The 16,223-nt window shown below is 36.7% G+C and carries 16 protein-coding genes and 1 pseudogene; 5 read left to right on the top strand and 12 right to left on the bottom strand.

Annotated features, from left to right (window positions below; all coding sequences use genetic code 11):
- The first annotated feature begins 5 nt into the window (after positions 1 to 5).
- Together PTQ27_RS00195 and PTQ27_RS00200 are read left to right on the top strand one after the other, a co-directional pair.
- A complete protein-coding gene (locus tag PTQ27_RS00195) occupies positions 6 to 1,100 on the top strand; it encodes a threonine synthase (protein WP_273748617.1) in 1,095 nt (364 codons plus the stop codon).
- A gap of 9 nt (positions 1,101 to 1,109) precedes the next feature.
- Positions 1,110 to 1,595, top strand: a complete 486-nt coding sequence (locus PTQ27_RS00200) for a YbaK/prolyl-tRNA synthetase associated domain-containing protein (RefSeq protein ID WP_273748616.1) — start codon at positions 1,110 to 1,112, stop codon at positions 1,593 to 1,595.
- Positions 1,596 to 1,651: 56 nt separating this feature from the next.
- On the opposite strand, the gene PTQ27_RS00205 is transcribed toward PTQ27_RS00200, so the two are convergent.
- Entirely contained in the window at positions 1,652 to 2,506 is an 855-nt protein-coding gene (locus PTQ27_RS00205) for an MBL fold metallo-hydrolase (protein ID WP_273748615.1), read from the bottom strand.
- 140 nt (positions 2,507 to 2,646) lie between these two features.
- On the opposite strand from PTQ27_RS00205, the gene PTQ27_RS00210 reads away from it, so the two are divergent.
- Complete coding sequence (locus tag PTQ27_RS00210; RefSeq protein WP_273748614.1) at positions 2,647 to 3,597, top strand: GlxA family transcriptional regulator; 951 nt, start codon at positions 2,647 to 2,649, stop codon at positions 3,595 to 3,597.
- A 102-nt stretch (positions 3,598 to 3,699) separates the two neighbouring features.
- On the opposite strand, the gene PTQ27_RS00215 is transcribed toward PTQ27_RS00210, so the two are convergent.
- The gene (locus PTQ27_RS00215) at positions 3,700 to 4,809 is read right to left on the bottom strand and encodes an S-(hydroxymethyl)glutathione dehydrogenase/class III alcohol dehydrogenase (RefSeq protein WP_273749044.1); all 1,110 of its coding nucleotides are present in this window, start codon (positions 4,807 to 4,809) and stop codon (positions 3,700 to 3,702) included.
- Between the two features lie 275 nt (positions 4,810 to 5,084).
- Here PTQ27_RS00215 and nagK point away from each other — a divergent pair, with 275 nt between their 5' ends.
- Entirely contained in the window at positions 5,085 to 6,005 is a 921-nt protein-coding gene (nagK, locus tag PTQ27_RS00220; RefSeq protein ID WP_273748613.1) for an N-acetylglucosamine kinase, read from the top strand.
- A 75-nt stretch (positions 6,006 to 6,080) separates the two neighbouring features.
- Here the strand turns inward: nagK and PTQ27_RS00225 are convergent, their stop codons facing one another.
- From PTQ27_RS00225 to PTQ27_RS00245, 5 genes are all read right to left on the bottom strand, one after another.
- Entirely contained in the window at positions 6,081 to 7,127 is a 1,047-nt protein-coding gene (locus PTQ27_RS00225; protein WP_273748612.1) for a peptide ABC transporter ATP-binding protein, read from the bottom strand.
- A gap of 83 nt (positions 7,128 to 7,210) precedes the next feature.
- On the bottom strand, positions 7,211 to 8,104 hold the full coding sequence (locus tag PTQ27_RS00230) for an ABC transporter permease subunit (RefSeq protein WP_273748611.1): 894 nt from the start codon (positions 8,102 to 8,104) through the stop codon (positions 7,211 to 7,213).
- Positions 8,091 to 9,056, bottom strand: coding sequence for an ABC transporter permease (locus PTQ27_RS00235; RefSeq protein ID WP_273748610.1), 966 nt, complete (start codon positions 9,054 to 9,056; stop codon positions 8,091 to 8,093). Before PTQ27_RS00235 ends, PTQ27_RS00230 begins: the two co-directional genes overlap by 14 nt.
- A 1-nt stretch (position 9,057) precedes the next feature.
- Positions 9,058 to 10,779, bottom strand: coding sequence for an ABC transporter substrate-binding protein (locus PTQ27_RS00240; protein WP_434802810.1), 1,722 nt, complete (start codon positions 10,777 to 10,779; stop codon positions 9,058 to 9,060).
- Complete coding sequence (locus PTQ27_RS00245; protein WP_273748608.1) at positions 10,763 to 11,725, bottom strand: sigma 54-interacting transcriptional regulator; 963 nt, start codon at positions 11,723 to 11,725, stop codon at positions 10,763 to 10,765. Before PTQ27_RS00245 ends, PTQ27_RS00240 begins: the two co-directional genes overlap by 17 nt.
- A gap of 197 nt (positions 11,726 to 11,922) precedes the next feature.
- On the opposite strand from PTQ27_RS00245, the gene lpcA reads away from it, so the two are divergent.
- On the top strand, positions 11,923 to 12,504 hold the full coding sequence (gene lpcA, locus PTQ27_RS00250; protein ID WP_273748607.1) for a D-sedoheptulose 7-phosphate isomerase: 582 nt from the start codon (positions 11,923 to 11,925) through the stop codon (positions 12,502 to 12,504).
- A gap of 33 nt (positions 12,505 to 12,537) precedes the next feature.
- Here lpcA and PTQ27_RS00255 read toward each other — a convergent pair whose 3' ends face one another.
- The 5 genes and pseudogenes from PTQ27_RS00255 to narQ all read right to left on the bottom strand — a co-directional run bounded on the left by PTQ27_RS00255 (position 12,538) and on the right by narQ (position 16,223).
- On the bottom strand, positions 12,538 to 12,993 hold the full coding sequence (locus PTQ27_RS00255; protein WP_273748606.1) for a YcgN family cysteine cluster protein: 456 nt from the start codon (positions 12,991 to 12,993) through the stop codon (positions 12,538 to 12,540).
- A gap of 5 nt (positions 12,994 to 12,998) precedes the next feature.
- Positions 12,999 to 13,319 (bottom strand): YbjQ family protein, encoded by a 321-nt coding sequence (locus PTQ27_RS00260; RefSeq protein ID WP_273748605.1) that lies wholly within the window; start codon positions 13,317 to 13,319, stop codon positions 12,999 to 13,001.
- Positions 13,319 to 13,915 carry an RdgB/HAM1 family non-canonical purine NTP pyrophosphatase gene (gene rdgB / locus PTQ27_RS00265; RefSeq protein WP_273748604.1) on the bottom strand — a complete coding sequence of 199 codons (597 nt, stop codon included), beginning with the start codon at positions 13,913 to 13,915 and terminating at the stop codon, positions 13,319 to 13,321. Before rdgB ends, PTQ27_RS00260 begins: the two co-directional genes overlap by 1 nt.
- A gap of 51 nt (positions 13,916 to 13,966) precedes the next feature.
- Positions 13,967 to 14,486: pseudogene (locus PTQ27_RS00270) on the bottom strand (GNAT family N-acetyltransferase).
- Positions 14,487 to 14,531: 45 nt separating this feature from the next.
- On the bottom strand, positions 14,532 to 16,223 hold the full coding sequence (gene narQ / locus PTQ27_RS00275) for a nitrate/nitrite two-component system sensor histidine kinase NarQ (RefSeq protein ID WP_273748603.1): 1,692 nt from the start codon (positions 16,221 to 16,223) through the stop codon (positions 14,532 to 14,534).

A 16,223-nucleotide genomic window follows, 5' to 3' on the forward strand; every position in this document is an offset into this window, starting at 1 on the left:
ATAATATGAAATTCATCTGCTCTAAATGTCATCACCTTGAAGATGTATCTACCCATCAAGCAAATTGCCAATGTGGAGGTTTATGGAAACTGGATTTCTCTCCACCAACATTCTCGATTGATCAAATTGATAAAAATGAATGGAGTCTATTTCGTTACCGCAAGTTTCTTGCATTACAAGATGACGCTTGGCGTTCAGTATCTCTTGGTGAAGGAATGACACCTATTGTTCCCCTTGATGATAAGGTATTACTTAAAATGGATTACTATATGCCAACATTATCATTTAAAGATAGAGGTGCGGTTGTATTAGTAAGCCACTGCAAATCTATCGGCGTAAAAAGTGTTGTGCAAGATAGTAGTGGCAATGCTGGTAATAGTATTGCAGCTTATTCAGCTAGAGCTGGTATTGAATGCGAAATTTTTGTTCCTGAAGGTACTTCACCAAAAAAGATCAATATGATCAAAGCTCATGGTGCCAAAATAAATATTGTTCCTGGTAGCCGGGATAATTGTGCTGATGTATGCCGAGCTAAAGTACAACAACAAAGCGTTTATTATGCAAACCACGTTTATAATCCATTTTTCTATGAAGGCACAAAAACCTATATTTATGAAACATTCGAACAGCTAGGCAGAATACCAAAACATCTTGTTATTCCTGTTGGGAATGGCACACTCTTTATTGGGGTAATAAAAGGGCTAGAACATTTACTAGAAAGTGGCATTATTACAGAATTTCCAACCATTATTGCAGTACAAAGTGAATTTTGTGACCCTCTATTACAAGCAAATAAAAAAGGAACAAACTTAGCTGAAAAGGTCGAAATAAAACCTACTCTTGCAGAAGGCATTGCGATTGGTCAGCCAATGAGAGCTGAAGAAATTCTCACTTATGCACAAAAATACCCAATTCATTTTATTCACGCTCCTGAAGATAAAATTCTAATCGCTCGTGAACATTTAGCCTTAAAAGGTATTTATTGCGAACATACTACTGCTGCAAACTATGCTGCTTATTTACATTATTGTGAATTATACGGAACTATTAACGATTGCTTAATTACAATGTGTGGTGCAGGTTTAAAATCTGATCACTAAGGGATGATTATGTCTGAACAAACTTTTGAAAAATTAACTACACTTTTAACACAACATCAAGCACGCTATCGTGTAGTAGAACACTCAACTGCGGGGAAATCAGAAGAGGTAGCGAAAATCCGTGGCACTCAAATAGGGCAAGGAGCAAAAGCCCTTGTTTGTAAAGTAAAAGGCAATGGCATAAAACAAGTAATCCTTGCCGTTCTGCCTGCCGACTGCCAAGCAGATTTAAGCCAAATTGCTACACACTTAGGCGGATTGAAAGCCTCACTCGCTAGTCCTGCAGAAGTAGCGGCATTCACTGATTGCGTCTTCGGTGCTATTCCACCATTTAGTTTCCACCCCGATCTGATGTTAATTGCCGATCCAAGTCTGCTCGAACGCTACGATGAACTCGCCTTTAATGCTGGTACATTAGAACGTTCCGTTATACTAAATACTAGCGATTACGGACGGATTGTTAATCCTACTCTAGTAAAGTTTGCTAAAGCCTGATTTTGTAAAAAATAGATAAAAAAACACCGCTTGTTAGGCGGTGTTTTACAATAAGATTAGTATTTTAACACTTCACTTTCATTCGGTACTGCAACTCGTTTTTCAAAGGCTTTTCCTTTGATAAATTCACGCATATCCGCTTTGCTGACCATTCCGTGATTGACTGTATCCATATGTACGGTAATGATGTTGGCTTTCGGCATTGTTTCTGCCATTTTTGCTACATCTTTTGTATCCATAATGATGCCTGCTGGGTCAAAATTATCCATTTCTGCACCACCTGTATTCATTACAACAACTTCTGGTTGATAACGATTTAATGCAGATTCTACTTCTTCATTCCAAATGGTATCGCCTAAAATATATAATGTTTTCTCATTTTCAGTTTGGAATACTACCCCCATTGCTTCACCTAACATTTCCGCAACCATAGGGTTAGAGTACATTTCATCAGTGCCGTGCTGACCACCTGTTTTAGATAGTTTTACATTTTTAAATTCAGTATTTTTGCCAACTACACGTACATCTTTAAAGCCTTGGGCACGAATGATTTTGGCATCATTTGCATCTTGCACAAAAATTGGTAGTTCTTTATTAATTAATTTCTGTGCAGCTTCATCCCAGTGATCATCGTGAGTATGAGTCACAATTACCGCATCTACACCTTTTAACACACTTTCTACTGGTTCCGCTAATGCTATTAATGGGTTACGTAATTGGCTATTTGGCGTGCCTGCAAACCCTTCATATGCACCTTTTTCAGCAAGGTAAGGATCGACTAAAAAAGTGGCATCACCATAGGTGATTTTAGCTGTAGCATTGCGAATATGTTGATATTGAATTTCTGCCTGTGCTGATGTTGCCACGATAGAACCAAGAGCAAGTGCTGAGAATAATGTATTTAATTTCATACTGTTTCCTTTGTAAACTTTTGTTGAAAAATGACCGCTTGTTTGCGATGGATGTATTATGCTGAAAAGCGTCCCCAGAAAAAATTGACTTTTTGTGCAATAAGCGAAAGAATTGGGTCAAATTAAAATAAGGAAAAGAGATGAATCTACCTAAAGTTGCTATAGTGCTTTACCCTGATTTTAACCCGATTGTGTTTGTGATTCCGCAAATGCTGTTTGCAATGGAAATAGAGGGAAAACCTCTTTTTGAAGTAAAAACCGTTTCAGAAAATCTAACGCAAGCGGTCGGAAATGGTGGAAAAATTGCAATTTCTGCCGACGAAGATTTAACTTGGGCGGATCAAGCTGATCTTATTGTAGTCGCTGGTTGGGGAAATATTGAAGTACCACCTTCGGTAGCACTCACTGAAGTATTACAGCGAGGGAATGTTCGAGGGGCAACCATTGTCGGATTATGTTATGGTAGCTATGCTCTTGCCTATGCCGGCATTTTAGACGGTAAACAAGCCACTACGCATTGGCTTGCAAAACAAGATTTTAATCAACGTTTCCCACAAATTCAGCTTGACCCAAACGCACTTTATGTTGAACAAGATAATGTGATTACCTCTGCAGGTGCAATCGCAGGAATGGATTGTTGTTTGGCGATTGTGCGAAAGATTTATGGTGTAAAAATTAGTAATCATTTTGCACGTTTAATGGTTACCGCCCCACATCGTGAAGGTGGTCAGGCACAGTTTATAGAGCAACCAATTGCTCAACGGACTAGTAATCAAACCATCAATACATTATTGGACTATTTGCAACAAAATCTAGCTAAATCGCATAATATTGATGATCTTGCCACAAAATTAGCAATGAGCCGAAGCACTTTCACTCGTCATTTTCGTAAAGCAACAGGGATGGCTGTGGGAGAATGGTTAATTGAAAACCGCCTACAACGTGGTAGAGAATTATTAGAAAGTAGCGATTTGAGTATTGAACAAATTGCTTCTGAGATAGGATTCCAAACCGCCGTTTCTTTCCGCCAGCATTTTAAAGCTAAGCATTTTGTTAGTCCTAAGCAATGGCGATGCAGTTTTGGTCAATAAGACATTAGGAAATAAATATAAAAATAATCCGTACTTTCAACTAGTTAATCTCTAATGAAAATACGGATTATTTATCTAATGTTAATGCTTTAAGTTAAATAATCAATAATGAATGACCGAGCGAATCGACTTACCTTCGTGCATTAAGTCAAATGCTTCATTGATTTTATCCAACCCCATTGTATGAGTAACAAATGGACGTAGGCGAATGATGCCTTTCATTGCATCTTCAACCATACCAGGCAACTGGGTACGTCCTTTCACACCGCCAAATGCAGTACCTTTCCAAGTACGTCCTGTAACCAACTGGAATGGACGAGTAGAAATCTCTTGTCCTGCTCCAGCAACACCAATAATAATAGATTGCCCCCAACCACGATGAGCGGACTCTAATGCTGCACGCATCACATTTACATTACCAATACATTCAAAGGTGTGATCTACGCCCCATTTAGTCATCTCGACAATTACCTGCTGGATTGGCTTGTCAAAATCGTTCGGGTTTAAACAATCTGTTGCCCCAAATTCTTTAGCTAAAGCAAATTTTTCAGGGTTAGTATCAATAGCAAAAATGCGTCCTGCGTTTGCCTGTTTTGCTCCTTGAATAACCGCTAAACCGATACCACCTAAACCAAATACCGCAACGCTATCGCCTGCCTGTACTTTAGCCGTATTATGCACCGCACCAATGCCCGTTGTTACACCACAACCAAGCAAACAAACCTCTTCAGGATTAGCTTCAGGGTTGATTTTTGCAAGAGAAACCTCAGCAACTACAGTATATTCACTAAATGTTGAACATCCCATATAGTGATAGATAGGCTTACCTTCATAAGAAAAACGGGTCGTACCATCTGGCATCACACCTTTTCCTTGCGTTTCACGTACTGCTACACAAAGGTTGCTTTTACCTGATTTACAGAAATCGCATTCACGACACTCTGCTGTATAAAGAGGGATAACGTGATCGCCTGGCTCAACACTAGTGACCCCCTCCCCTACTTCCACTACAATACCAGCCCCTTCGTGCCCAAGTACTGCTGGAAAAATACCTTCAGGATCTGCCCCTGATAATGTGAATGCATCTGTATGGCACACACCGGTGTGAGTAATTTTTACTAACACTTCGCCTTTTTTAGGACGTTCCACATCAATTTCAACGATTTTTAACGACTCGTTCGGAGCAAAAGCTACCGCCGCACGGGATTTAATAGTATTCATAAATATAAAAAATAAATATACAATAAAAATACATTATAAAAGGGTAGATATATTATTTGTAATTGATATTTGTGATATTCAGGTATCATTTAAAGTGATAATAAACAGAGATAAGAACTTAAATGAAAAGTAAATAGTAACTATATTACTTGTGTAAATTTAGCATCAATAAAGTTTTTTAAAGAATGGAAAAGGGGCTAAAAATTTAGTAATCTACAAATCATATCAAATTAACCCTACCTTGTAATTTAGATGAGAATTTACCTATGGCAATTTATTATGGCTTAGATATTGGCGGTACAAAAATTGAGCTGGCTGCATTTAATGAAAAATTAGAGAAACTTTATAGCGAGCGTGTTCCCACACCACAAACAAATTATGAAGATTGGTTAAATACGGTGGTTGCGTTAGTTAATAATGCTGATGCTAAATTTAAGGAGAAAGGTAGCGTAGGTTTGGGTTTACCTGGGTTCGTTAATCGTGAAACAGGGATTGCCGAAATTACTAATATTCGAGTCGCAGATGGTAAGGCTATCCTTAAAGATTTAAGCCAGCGTTTGGGGCGAGAAGTTCGTGCAGAAAATGATGCTAACTGCTTTGCTCTTTCTGAAGCTTGGGATAAAAGCAATCAATCTTACTCCACCGTTTTAGGCCTGATTATTGGTACAGGCTTTGGCGGGGGTTTTGTATTTGATGGAAAAATTCATTCTGGACGTATTGGTATGGCAGGTGAAGTCGGTCATATGCAATTAAATTATCACGCATTAAAATTATTAGGCTGGGATAACGCACCTATTTATGATTGTGGTTGTGGTAATCGTGCGTGTTTAGATACTTATATTTCAGGTAGAGGCTTTGAGTTATTATTCGCTGATTTAGTGGGTGAAAAAGCGTCTGCTAAAGAGATCATTGAGCGTTTCTATAAAAACGAACAAGATGTGGTTGCTTTTGTTGATAAATATATTGAGCTGATGGCAATTAGCATTGGTAATTTAATTACTATTTTAGATCCCGATATGATTGTATTTGGCGGTGGTTTATCTAATTTCGATTATATTTATGAGGCTTTACCAAAAGCATTACCTAAACATTTAATGCGTTCTGCAAAAGTACCTGTCTTTAAAAAAGCCATTCACGGAGATTCTGGCGGTACAAGAGGAGCAGCTGCGTTATTCTTGAAAGCATAAAGAGATATCAATTCAATGATAAAGGCATAGTAAACGCTATTTTATACATAAGTTGTACTATGCCTTATTTCTTCTTTATTCCTTTTCGCCCACTTCTGCCACCACAAATGGCACAAGATCCTTTTTCTTTTTCAAGAGATTTTGCTCTCTAAAATTAATTGGAAAGTGACAAGCAAATTCGTGTTGTTTTACCTTTATCAGTGGCGGTTTATTCACACATTTTTTCTGGGCAAATGGGCAACGTGGCCCAAGCCGACATCCTATTGGCATTTCTTGTAGCATTGGGACTGACCCTCGAAGCGTATTTAAACTACTTTTAAAAGCTAAGGGTTGAGAAAAGTCTGGGGAGCTATGCAATAGTACTCGAGTATAAGGATGATAAGGTGATTCTAAAATAGTTTCTTTATCTGCAATCTCAACGGTTTGTCCACAATAAAGTACATTATAAGAATCCACCCAATTTTTAATACTTTTCATATCATTGCTAACAAGTAAGATTGATGTGCCTAAATTCTTATTCATACTTGAAAGTAATCGATAGATTTGTAATTGCGTTGTGGCTTCCATAATGTTTGTCGGCTCATCTGCAACCAGTAATCTAGGTTGATTTGCTACTGCCATGGCAATCATTACTTTTTGAGCTTCACCTTCTGTAATATCAATTGGATAGCTGCTCATAATATCCTTATGATCTCGAATACCCACTCGGTGCAAGAGTTCAATCGCTTTTTTCTTTTTCCAACCAAACCATTGCCACCATTTTCCTTTAAAATTAATGGTTTGCATAAGCTGCTTACCAACAGGCAAACTTGGGTCTAAGCTGGTTAAAGGATCTTGAAACACCATTGTAATTTGGTCACCCACTAATTTTCTACGCTCTTTAGGTGATAACTTAAGTAACTCTATATCATCAAAGCGAAAGCGATCGGCGGTAACAATCCATTCATCTTTAGTAATTCCACAAATTACTTTTGCTATTAAGCTTTTTCCTGAACCGGACTCACCAACTAACCCACATATTTCACCCTCATCTAGGGTTAGATTGATGTTGTCGATCATTTTTACTCGCCCTTTAGGCGTGTTAATTTCGATACTTAAATGGCGAATATCCAGTAATGCCATAATGTTCCTTAATTTGTAAATTTTTAATGAAAAATAACCGCTTGTTTTAGAGTATATTGATGTTCCAAAGGAAGCGATACACCCTAGTCTTTTCGGTATTGTTCAAATACATTACTTAAACGTGTACCAAGCATTGTAATGCTAAAAATACTAAAAATAATGGCTAATCCAGGTAAAATAACCGTCCAAGGAGCAACATAGATTAACTCCATCGATTCCCTAATCATTGCCCCCCATTCTGGAGTCGGGTTTTGTGCTCCTAACATAATAAAACTTAAAGCACTAATATCTAACACGGCAATCACAAAAATATGTGAAAGTTCTTTAATTGCGACACCACTCAAATTGGGGATAATCACTTCTCGTATTAAATACCAGCGGTTTGCACCGTCTAAACGCAATGTAACAATATATTCTTTTCTTAGATGTTGTTCTGTTGCTTGATATATTTTATGAATAAAGTGCGGTAACATCGCTAAAAAAATGGCAAGCATTGCATTCATTAAACTTGCATCCATTAATGTTGCAATAATGATGGCAATAAGCAGAATAGGAATAAATAAAAAAGTATCAAATAAGTGGCTTATTAGCCAAACTGAACGCCCTTGCTTAAAACCCGCAATAATACCTATCGCCCCTCCTAATATACCAATCAGTATTGTTATAAATAATGCGGAACCAACCGTATAATAAAAACCATATAAAATTCGGCTTAAAATATCTCTACCTAAATCATCCGTTCCTAAGAAATGGCTAATTTCCCCATTTTCATCCCACGAAGGAGGCATCAATTCTAAACCGATAAATTGTTGGTTATAGTTATAAGGTGCGAGTAAACTACCAAAAAAAACTAATGTTAATAATAAGAGAAAAAGATAAAAGCTACCAAGTGCCAGTTTATCTTTGCGGAAATACTGCCAGAATTTTTTAAGTGATTCTGTTTCTCTAAATTGCTCAGGTTCTCTAATGAGTGCCATACCAATCCTTTTTTTCTGAAGGGTCTAAAATCACTCTGATAAACCCTGTTATCATATCCACTAATAAAACAAAAAGCCCGATGGCGACAACACCTGCAGAGATTGCATTATAATCTTGAATACTTAAAGCATAAATCAACCAACGACCAATGCCTCCCCAGCTAAAAATCGTTTCAATCAGCATTCCAAAAGCGAAGATTAATATAAAAGTGTGAGCAATCATTGGCACTAGTGATGGCAAAGTATTGCGGATAATATGCGTTCTCCAAATTCTAAATGGTGTCCAGCCTAATGTTTTAGCAATTTTAATGTAATTTTGTTTTAATACATAACTTGCTCGCTCTTGTGTTACGTGCATCATTTCTAATGTTGCAGGAATGGCTAAAATCAAAGCTGGTAATGCTAAATGGTGCAATGTGCTTTGTAACATTTTTAGCTTATAGGGGCTATCCGATAACCAAATATCAAGAAATAAAAAACCTGTTACCGTTTCTTTTGGGTAGATAGCGTGAATTTCGCCCATAGCGGCTATCTCCCATTGATTGAGAGAGGCATAATACATCAAAACCAAAGCAAGCCAAAAAACAGGTACTGCTAAACTTAAGGAACCGAATATATTCAGTAATTTTCCCAGCATATTTTTTTGCTGTGTGGCAGAAAAAAAACCAAGTGGGATCCCTAAAATTAAGGAGATAAATAGTGCAGATAAACAAAGTGTTATCGTTGCAGGAAATACTTGTAAAATCTGCGTTGTTAAAGATTCTCCATTACTAAAACTGATACCAAAATCACCTTGTGTTAATGCTTTTACATAATTAATGTAAGATTCAAACCATTTCATATCGGTAAGGCGGTTTAGTGGATCTCGTAATAAAATATGAAAGCTGATAATAGATAGAAATATCAACGTAATAAATGTCAGAAAAATCTTTCGGATAAATGCCGTAAACATATTATTTTCCTTTTTCCTTATCCGATCTTAATTGTAATTCAGATAATTTAACTTGCCCAAATGGTGAAATATCCGCATTTTGGATAGCGGTATTCACGGCTAATACTCTATTTGCATTGACTAAAGGTAAAATAGGTAACTGCTCTTCCAATAATTTTTGTGCAAATTCGTATAATAAATTGGTTGATGCACTATCTTCACTTAATCGAGCTGTTTGTAGCCAAAAATCAAAATCCTCATTACACCAATTTGATAAATTAGTTACTGTATCAGCAGCTTTACAACTTAGTAATGCTTCTAAAAAATGGTTTGGATCTAAATTATTTGCTAACCAACCACCTAAAATTAGGTCGTAGTCTGCTGTTTTATTCTCTAATTGTTGCACCAAATAAGCTCGGCTGACTTGGCGAATACGAACATCTATTTGCTGTGTGGCTAAATCAGAACGAATCATCTCCGCCATTTTAATAGGATGCGGATTATAAACCCGTTTTTCATCAATTACCCATAATATCAAGCGGTTATTTTTTGCAGAATTTTTACCATTTTCGACCGCTTGTGTTGCAGGAACCATATTAGCAATATAAGGGTAGCTCTCTATATTTTTCTTTTCCCATAGAGTCGTTGGCAACACATTATCTGCAACTTCTGCAATACCATAAAAAAGTTTATCAGCTATTCTTTTACGGTTTATACTGCGTGCAATTTTCTGGCGAAGAGCTAAATCTTTACCAATCTCTTTTTGCATATTAAACGCTAAATAAGCTAAATTAGCACCTTTACTACTAATTAAATGCTCATTTTGTAAAACCGATAATTGACTAGGCTCGGGAAAAGCAACGATATTACATTCATTATTTAAAAACTTAGCCATTCTACCTGTTGCTTCTGTTGAAAAATCAATAATCATATTCTGAATATGGGCTTTTTCTCCCCAATAATCTAAATTAGGCTTTAGGCGTACATTGTTATTATTTTCATAGCTTTCTAACTGATAAACACCTGTGCCAATAGGCAATAAATCAAGCTGAACTAAATTTTCATCAGCATTAAGTTGCAAGGCATACTCTTTAGATAAAATAACAGCATACTGGCTGGCAAGATGGGCCATAATGGAAGAATCTGGCTTAGTTAGCTCAATTTTTACGACATAGTTTGATGGTGCACTAATTTTGGCGATTTTATTACGTAAATCCACACTTTCAAAATAAGGGAAATAGATTTGACTGGCTGCCTTTTGGTACATATAACTTTGGCGTTGATGATGCAAAATCCCCTTTGATAAAGCAGGGCTGACCTCTGGCAACTCAGAGTTGATCCCAATCATTCTATTTAATGAAAAAACCACATCATCAGCATTAAATTCTCTTGTTGGGGTAAACCAGCTCGTTGTATGGAAAGCCACATTTTTGCGTAAATGTAGCGTAATTTCCAAGCCATTTTCACTAATAGAATAACGCTCTGCCAATGCTGGTTCTAGTCGATTTTTATGTGGATTAAATTCTACTAATTTATCGTAAATTTGTTCAGTAACCACATTCATATTGGAACTCACATCTGACTTTTGTGGGTTAAATGAAAAGCCTGATGAAGTAGTACAATAAATTAAACTATTGACTAACAACTCTTTAGGGATACTTGGTGCAGCCCAAGCGGTTGAATTTGCAGATAAATTTGCAAAAATCACAGAAAAAATAACCGCTAGTTTATTCATTTTTACCATTTCCGTTTTTTGTTAAGCCATATTGACGCAATTTATTGGCGACTGCCGTATGTGATAAACCTAAGCGTTGTGCTAATTTTCGAGTACTTGGATATTCGGCATAGAACTTTCTTAGTAATTGAGCTTCGTACTGATTCATTAACTCTTCTAATGTCGCATTACCCGTTTCAATTTCTTCTATCGGCGGAAGTTCATTTGGTAAATTTAAGTCTTTTACTGCTAAACGATAGCTATGCGAAAGCGTACAAGCACGATAAATTGCATTATAAAGCTCTCTTAAATTACCTGGCCAGCGATGGTTCTGTAAGGCTGTTAAAAATTGTTCATCGTACTCTAATTTACTTACACCAAGTTGCTCGCTAACTTGTGCAATAAAATAATCCGCCAATAATGGAATATCTTCTTTTCTTTCACGTAGTGGTGGCAAATCTAGGGTTAAAACATTTAAGCGATGATAAAGATCTTCTCTCACTTTTCCTTCGGCAACCAACTGGGATAACGGCTTTTGAGAAGTGCAAACCACTCTTACATCAACCTGAACCTCTTTATCTTCGCCGACTCGGCGAAAAGATCCATCATTTAAAAATCGGAGCAATTTTGCTTGCATATCTTTTGATAATTCGGAAATAGAATCCAGTAATACGGTGCCACCATTGGCGTATTCAAAAAAGCCGATGCTTTCTATGCCATTTCCACGATGCCCAAACATTTCTGTTTCAGCCTCATCTGCCGGCAAACCCGCACAATTTACTGCAATAAATTTTTGTGTATTGCGAGAACTAAAATTATGGCAAGCCTTAGCAAATAAATCTTTACCTGTTCCTGTTTCGCCTTGAATTAATAGCGGAGCGTTTAAATTTGCGAATTTTTTAGCTTGTTCAATAATTTGTTTAATTTTTGTTGATTGACCAATAATTTTATCGAAACATTCCTGATTTTCTGCCATATATTTGCCCCCCTTTACTTGCAAAATAATCATTAAATAATACCGCTATTTTGGCATTTTGGAAACTTATGTTTACAATCAAATTACGATTATTTGATCTAACAAGATTTACAACAGAATGCATATCTTCTAAACTAAACTTACTTTTGACAGCAACAAGCGGTCAAAAAATCTATTTTTTGCAAAAGGAACAACTTATGTATTTAACGCAAATTAAAGCAGAGCTTCAAGAAGCTGCAGATGTACTAGATAAATTTATGTCTGATGAAAATAACATTAAATTAATTCAAGAGGCTGCATTATTAATTTCCAATAGTTTTAAACAAGGCGGCAAAGTTTTATCTTGCGGTAATGGTGGTTCTCATTGCGATGCTATGCACTTTGCAGAAGAATTAACCGGTCGTTACCGTGAAAATCGCCCTGGTTATCCTGCCATTGCTATTTCTGATGTTAGCCATTTAAGTTGTGTAAGTAACGATTTTGGCTATGAATATGTTTTCTCTCGTTACTTAGAAGCAGTTGGTCAAAAAGGCGATGTGCTATTCGGCTTATCTACTTCAGGCAACTCAAAAAACGTATTAAATGCGATTAAAGTGGCAAAAGAAAAAGGAATGAAAGTCATTGCGATGACAGGTAAAGATGGTGGGCAAATGGCTGGTCTTGCCGATGTTGAGATCCGTGTGCCACATTTTCGCTATGCAGATCGCACTCAAGAAATTCACATTAAAGTAATCCACATTTTAATGATGTTAATTGAATTTGAAATGGCAAAAGCATAATCTCAAAAGGCGTTCTTATGAACGCCTTTTCTATTAAACCTCATCTATCACAAATTCAAACCAATCAATCACATCTTTTTCATGAATACCATTAGCAATGAGCACACCTGCATTTTTAACAGAATTCGGATCTTGGGAGACTAATGGGTGCCAATCAAATAGAGGCTTACCTTCATAAAGTAAGCGATAAGCACAAGTTTTTGGTAACCAACCAAAATCAGGTAAATTCTTTTTTGTAAGTTTCGTGCAATCTGACTCTATCTTAAAACGGTTCAGATAATTTGTGCAATGCCCACTAGTTACATCTAATAAATTACAAGCAACTGAAGTGTAATAAAGCCTTTCTCGCTTACCTCGCCCTTGAATATATTTACGATAGCAACATTTACCACAGCCATCGCATAAGGCTTCCCATTCGGCCTCATTCATTTCTAATAGCGTTTTTTTCTGCCAAAAATTAGGCTCAATATTATGTAAGTTAGGTAACATATTAACTAGCGAACCACCACTGCCGTACCCGTTGCCACCACAATAAACATTCCTTTATCGCCCCCCATTGATTGATATTCCATTGAAACACCAACCACGGCATTAGCTCCTACTTTTTTAGCTTCTTTTTCAAGCTCCGCTAATGCTTCTTTACGAGAACGATGTAGCTTACTTTCGTAAGCTCCAGAACGTCCGCCAATCACATCGGTAATGCCTGCTAAAAAATCACGGATAAAATTAGCACCAGAGACAACCTCTCCAAATACTAAACCTTTATACTCTATAATTTGTCTGCCTTCTATCATCGGCGTTGTAGTCACAATCATTATTTATTTCCTTCTAGCTGCTGTTTTAAGCTTTCTAGTGCAATCGCACGATGCGAAATCGCTTTTTTCTCTTTCGTTTCTAATTCGGCAAAAGTTAGATTCTTAGGTGGGTAAAAAAACAGAGAGTCGTAACCGAAACCATTTTCCCCTCGTTCTTCAGTTAAGATTTCACCAAAACATTCTCCTAATGCAATATAAGGCGTCGGATCTGTTTCGTGTCTTAAAAACACAATACAACTTACAAATTTTGCTTGGCGATTATCTTCCTCTGCCATTTCAGCAAGCAATTTTTGGCGATTATCCGCATCTGTGGCATTTTCCCCAGCAAAACGAGCGGAATATAACCCAGGAGCCCCGCCTAATACTTCTACAGATAAACCTGAATCATCTGCGATTGCAGGTAATCCTGTCATTTTTGAGGCATAGCGTGCTTTAATTAGTGCATTTTCCACAAAGGTTAAGCCCGTTTCTTCTGGCGATTCAATCCCAAATTCAGTTTGGGCAACCACCTCAAAACCAAATTGTGATAACACATCAGCCATTTCTTTCACTTTACCAGCATTACCTGTTGCCAGTACAATTTTTGTTTTATTCATAGTATCTCTTTGTTGCAAAATAATATTGAAAAATAACCGCTTGACTACGTTTTACTCAATGCCTTTTTGATAAGACATCATCAATAAGGTTCGCCATTTATCATTACCTTGTTCATCTTTTCCCATATTCGCAATATTCGGAAAACGCCCCCATTGCTCAAAACCGTGTTTTTTTCATTAGGTTTTGACTGACGCTGTTTAGCTCAAAAACATATGCCATCAATGTATGAATATTATGATTGAGCATCTCTGCTTGCATAAATTCAATAATTTTTGAACCGTAGCCTTTCCCCTTTGCTTTTGCATCTAAATAAATGCTAATTTCAGCCGTATGGATAAATGCTGATCGTTCATAAAAAGGTGAGAAACTAAACCAACCTGCAATGCCTGTTTCATCTTCTACCGTCCATAATGGGTATTGTTTGCTATTCAAATGAAAGTCAAACCATTTTCTACGGTTTTCTGTTGTTGCCAACTTCAAATCTGCTGTAATTTGATGGGTGGGAATTGCTTGATTATATATCGCTAATATCGCTTTAAAATCCGCTTCTACTGTTTTTCGGATCTGCATTGTTATATCCTTGAATAATCTTCTTTGCAAAATTTTGTAAAAAAACTACCGCTTGCTTATCATATTCGGTAATACAACCTGTACTTTTACACCGCCGTTTTCGCTATTTTGGATAGCAAAATCAGCTTTTAACTCTGCTGCTCGTTCTTGCATAATCGTTAATCCATAATGGCCTTCTAATTGGGTATTAGCTGGTAGGCCTTTTCCATTGTCTTGAATGATCAAACAGTGTTCGCCATCATCGTTAGTTTTTGCAATTACGTTTATTTCCGTCGCTTCTGAATGTTTAATCGCATTAATGACTGCCTCTCGAACAATTTGTAAAACGTGTACTTGTTGTTGTGCATTAAACATATGTGAAGGTAATTTACAACTTAAGCGAATTTGTGCTGTGGTTTTAGGCCTTAAATTCTCTAGCGTTTTTTCAAGGGCTTGTTGTAAATTTGCCTCTTGAATAGTTAGCCTAAAGGTTGTCAGCAGTTCTCTGAGCTGACTATAGGCATCGTTTAATGCTTTTTCAAATACCGCTAAGATTTCATTTCGTTTTTCATCTGTTTTGGCTAATTTCAAAAGACTTACTTGAATTTTAAAGAAAGTGAGTGATTGTGCCAATGAGTCGTGCAATTCACGAGCAATGATAGCCCTTTCTTCCATTAGCACGAGTTGCTGTTGTTGTTTTTGTACTTGCACAACATATAAACTTCGCCCAATCATTTCTGAGACATTCTGGATCACCCTTTCATCTGGGCAAACAAGAGAAGCTTTCCAGCGTAATTTGCCTATTTTTTCATTTTCAATAGCAATTTCACTGCTATTCCAAGCAACATCTTCGTTATCATCAATAAGCACATTCCAATAGTCTGCACCATATACTTGCAATTCAATACCGTGTAAGTGTTCATTATCGGCTATTGTTTTAAGCACTTGATGTAACACATCTTTATCAATAGGTTTTGCTGTTAGTAGTTGAGAGCATTGATATAACACTAATAATGAACGGTTTACCGCCAATAAACGACGTGTTTTATCTTGTACTTTTTCCTCAAGGGAAGTGTAAAATTTCAATAGTTCATTAGACATACCCGTAAAAGTTTCTGAAAGCACGCCTAATTCATTTCGTTCTGTAACAGCTAACTTGATGTGATCAAAATCTTTATTTTGAACCTGAATACTAGCCTTAACTAATTGTTTAAGTGGGATAATAATATTTTTACGAGTGTACCAAACTCCGAAATAAGCAAGGGCAATAATCAATAACATTGAAACAGCTATTACCCCAGTTGCAATCTTTAATTTTAATTCGGCAAATTCTTGTAGTCGAAAAACAAAATCATCAACCTGTTGTACATAGCCATCAATATGTGCAACATAGCTTTCTCGGTCTCCATCATTAAGATAAGATTGCATTGCATACCAATCTTTCAACAACTGTTGATAGCTTTGCACAACATTACTCGGTAATAAAAAACTATCTTTTAATGAGCTTAACTCAACGGAATGCAAAGTACGGTGATACTCTAGCAGTCGCTCTGGCAATACCTCTCGTTTACTATCCATTTCAGATAATAAACGATAACTTTGCATACGTAGTGAGCCAGACACATTAATTAAGCTGGCATCAGATTTGTTACTCCACATAATGCCAAGTGAAATGCCACTAATAATTGAGGCAAACACAATCATTATTAAGAAATAAAGCCCAATACGTCTGGCAATCGAATCTTTTGGTTTAATCAT

Source organism: Mannheimia cairinae (assembly GCF_028649535.1).
Classification (GTDB): domain Bacteria; phylum Pseudomonadota; class Gammaproteobacteria; order Enterobacterales; family Pasteurellaceae; genus Mannheimia; species Mannheimia cairinae.

Coding starts and splice junctions, on each gene's coding strand:
- nagK (WP_273748613.1), top strand. CDS start 5,085: ATGGCAATTTATTATGGCTTAGATATTGGCGGTACAAAAATTGAGCTG.
- PTQ27_RS00195 (WP_273748617.1), top strand. CDS start 6: ATGAAATTCATCTGCTCTAAATGTCATCACCTTGAAGATGTATCTACC.
- lpcA (WP_273748607.1), top strand. CDS start 11,923: ATGTATTTAACGCAAATTAAAGCAGAGCTTCAAGAAGCTGCAGATGTA.
- narQ (WP_273748603.1), bottom strand. CDS start 16,223: ATGATTAAACCAAAAGATTCGATTGCCAGACGTATTGGGCTTTATTTC.
- PTQ27_RS00245 (WP_273748608.1), bottom strand. CDS start 11,725: ATGGCAGAAAATCAGGAATGTTTCGATAAAATTATTGGTCAATCAACA.
- PTQ27_RS00225 (WP_273748612.1), bottom strand. CDS start 7,127: ATGGCATTACTGGATATTCGCCATTTAAGTATCGAAATTAACACGCCT.
- PTQ27_RS00230 (WP_273748611.1), bottom strand. CDS start 8,104: ATGGCACTCATTAGAGAACCTGAGCAATTTAGAGAAACAGAATCACTT.
- PTQ27_RS00205 (WP_273748615.1), bottom strand. CDS start 2,506: ATGAAATTAAATACATTATTCTCAGCACTTGCTCTTGGTTCTATCGTG.
- PTQ27_RS00210 (WP_273748614.1), top strand. CDS start 2,647: ATGAATCTACCTAAAGTTGCTATAGTGCTTTACCCTGATTTTAACCCG.
- PTQ27_RS00255 (WP_273748606.1), bottom strand. CDS start 12,993: ATGTTACCTAACTTACATAATATTGAGCCTAATTTTTGGCAGAAAAAA.
- PTQ27_RS00260 (WP_273748605.1), bottom strand. CDS start 13,319: ATGATTGTGACTACAACGCCGATGATAGAAGGCAGACAAATTATAGAG.
- PTQ27_RS00200 (WP_273748616.1), top strand. CDS start 1,110: ATGTCTGAACAAACTTTTGAAAAATTAACTACACTTTTAACACAACAT.
- PTQ27_RS00235 (WP_273748610.1), bottom strand. CDS start 9,056: ATGTTTACGGCATTTATCCGAAAGATTTTTCTGACATTTATTACGTTG.
- rdgB (WP_273748604.1), bottom strand. CDS start 13,915: ATGAATAAAACAAAAATTGTACTGGCAACAGGTAATGCTGGTAAAGTG.
- PTQ27_RS00240 (WP_434802810.1), bottom strand. CDS start 10,779: ATGGTAAAAATGAATAAACTAGCGGTTATTTTTTCTGTGATTTTTGCA.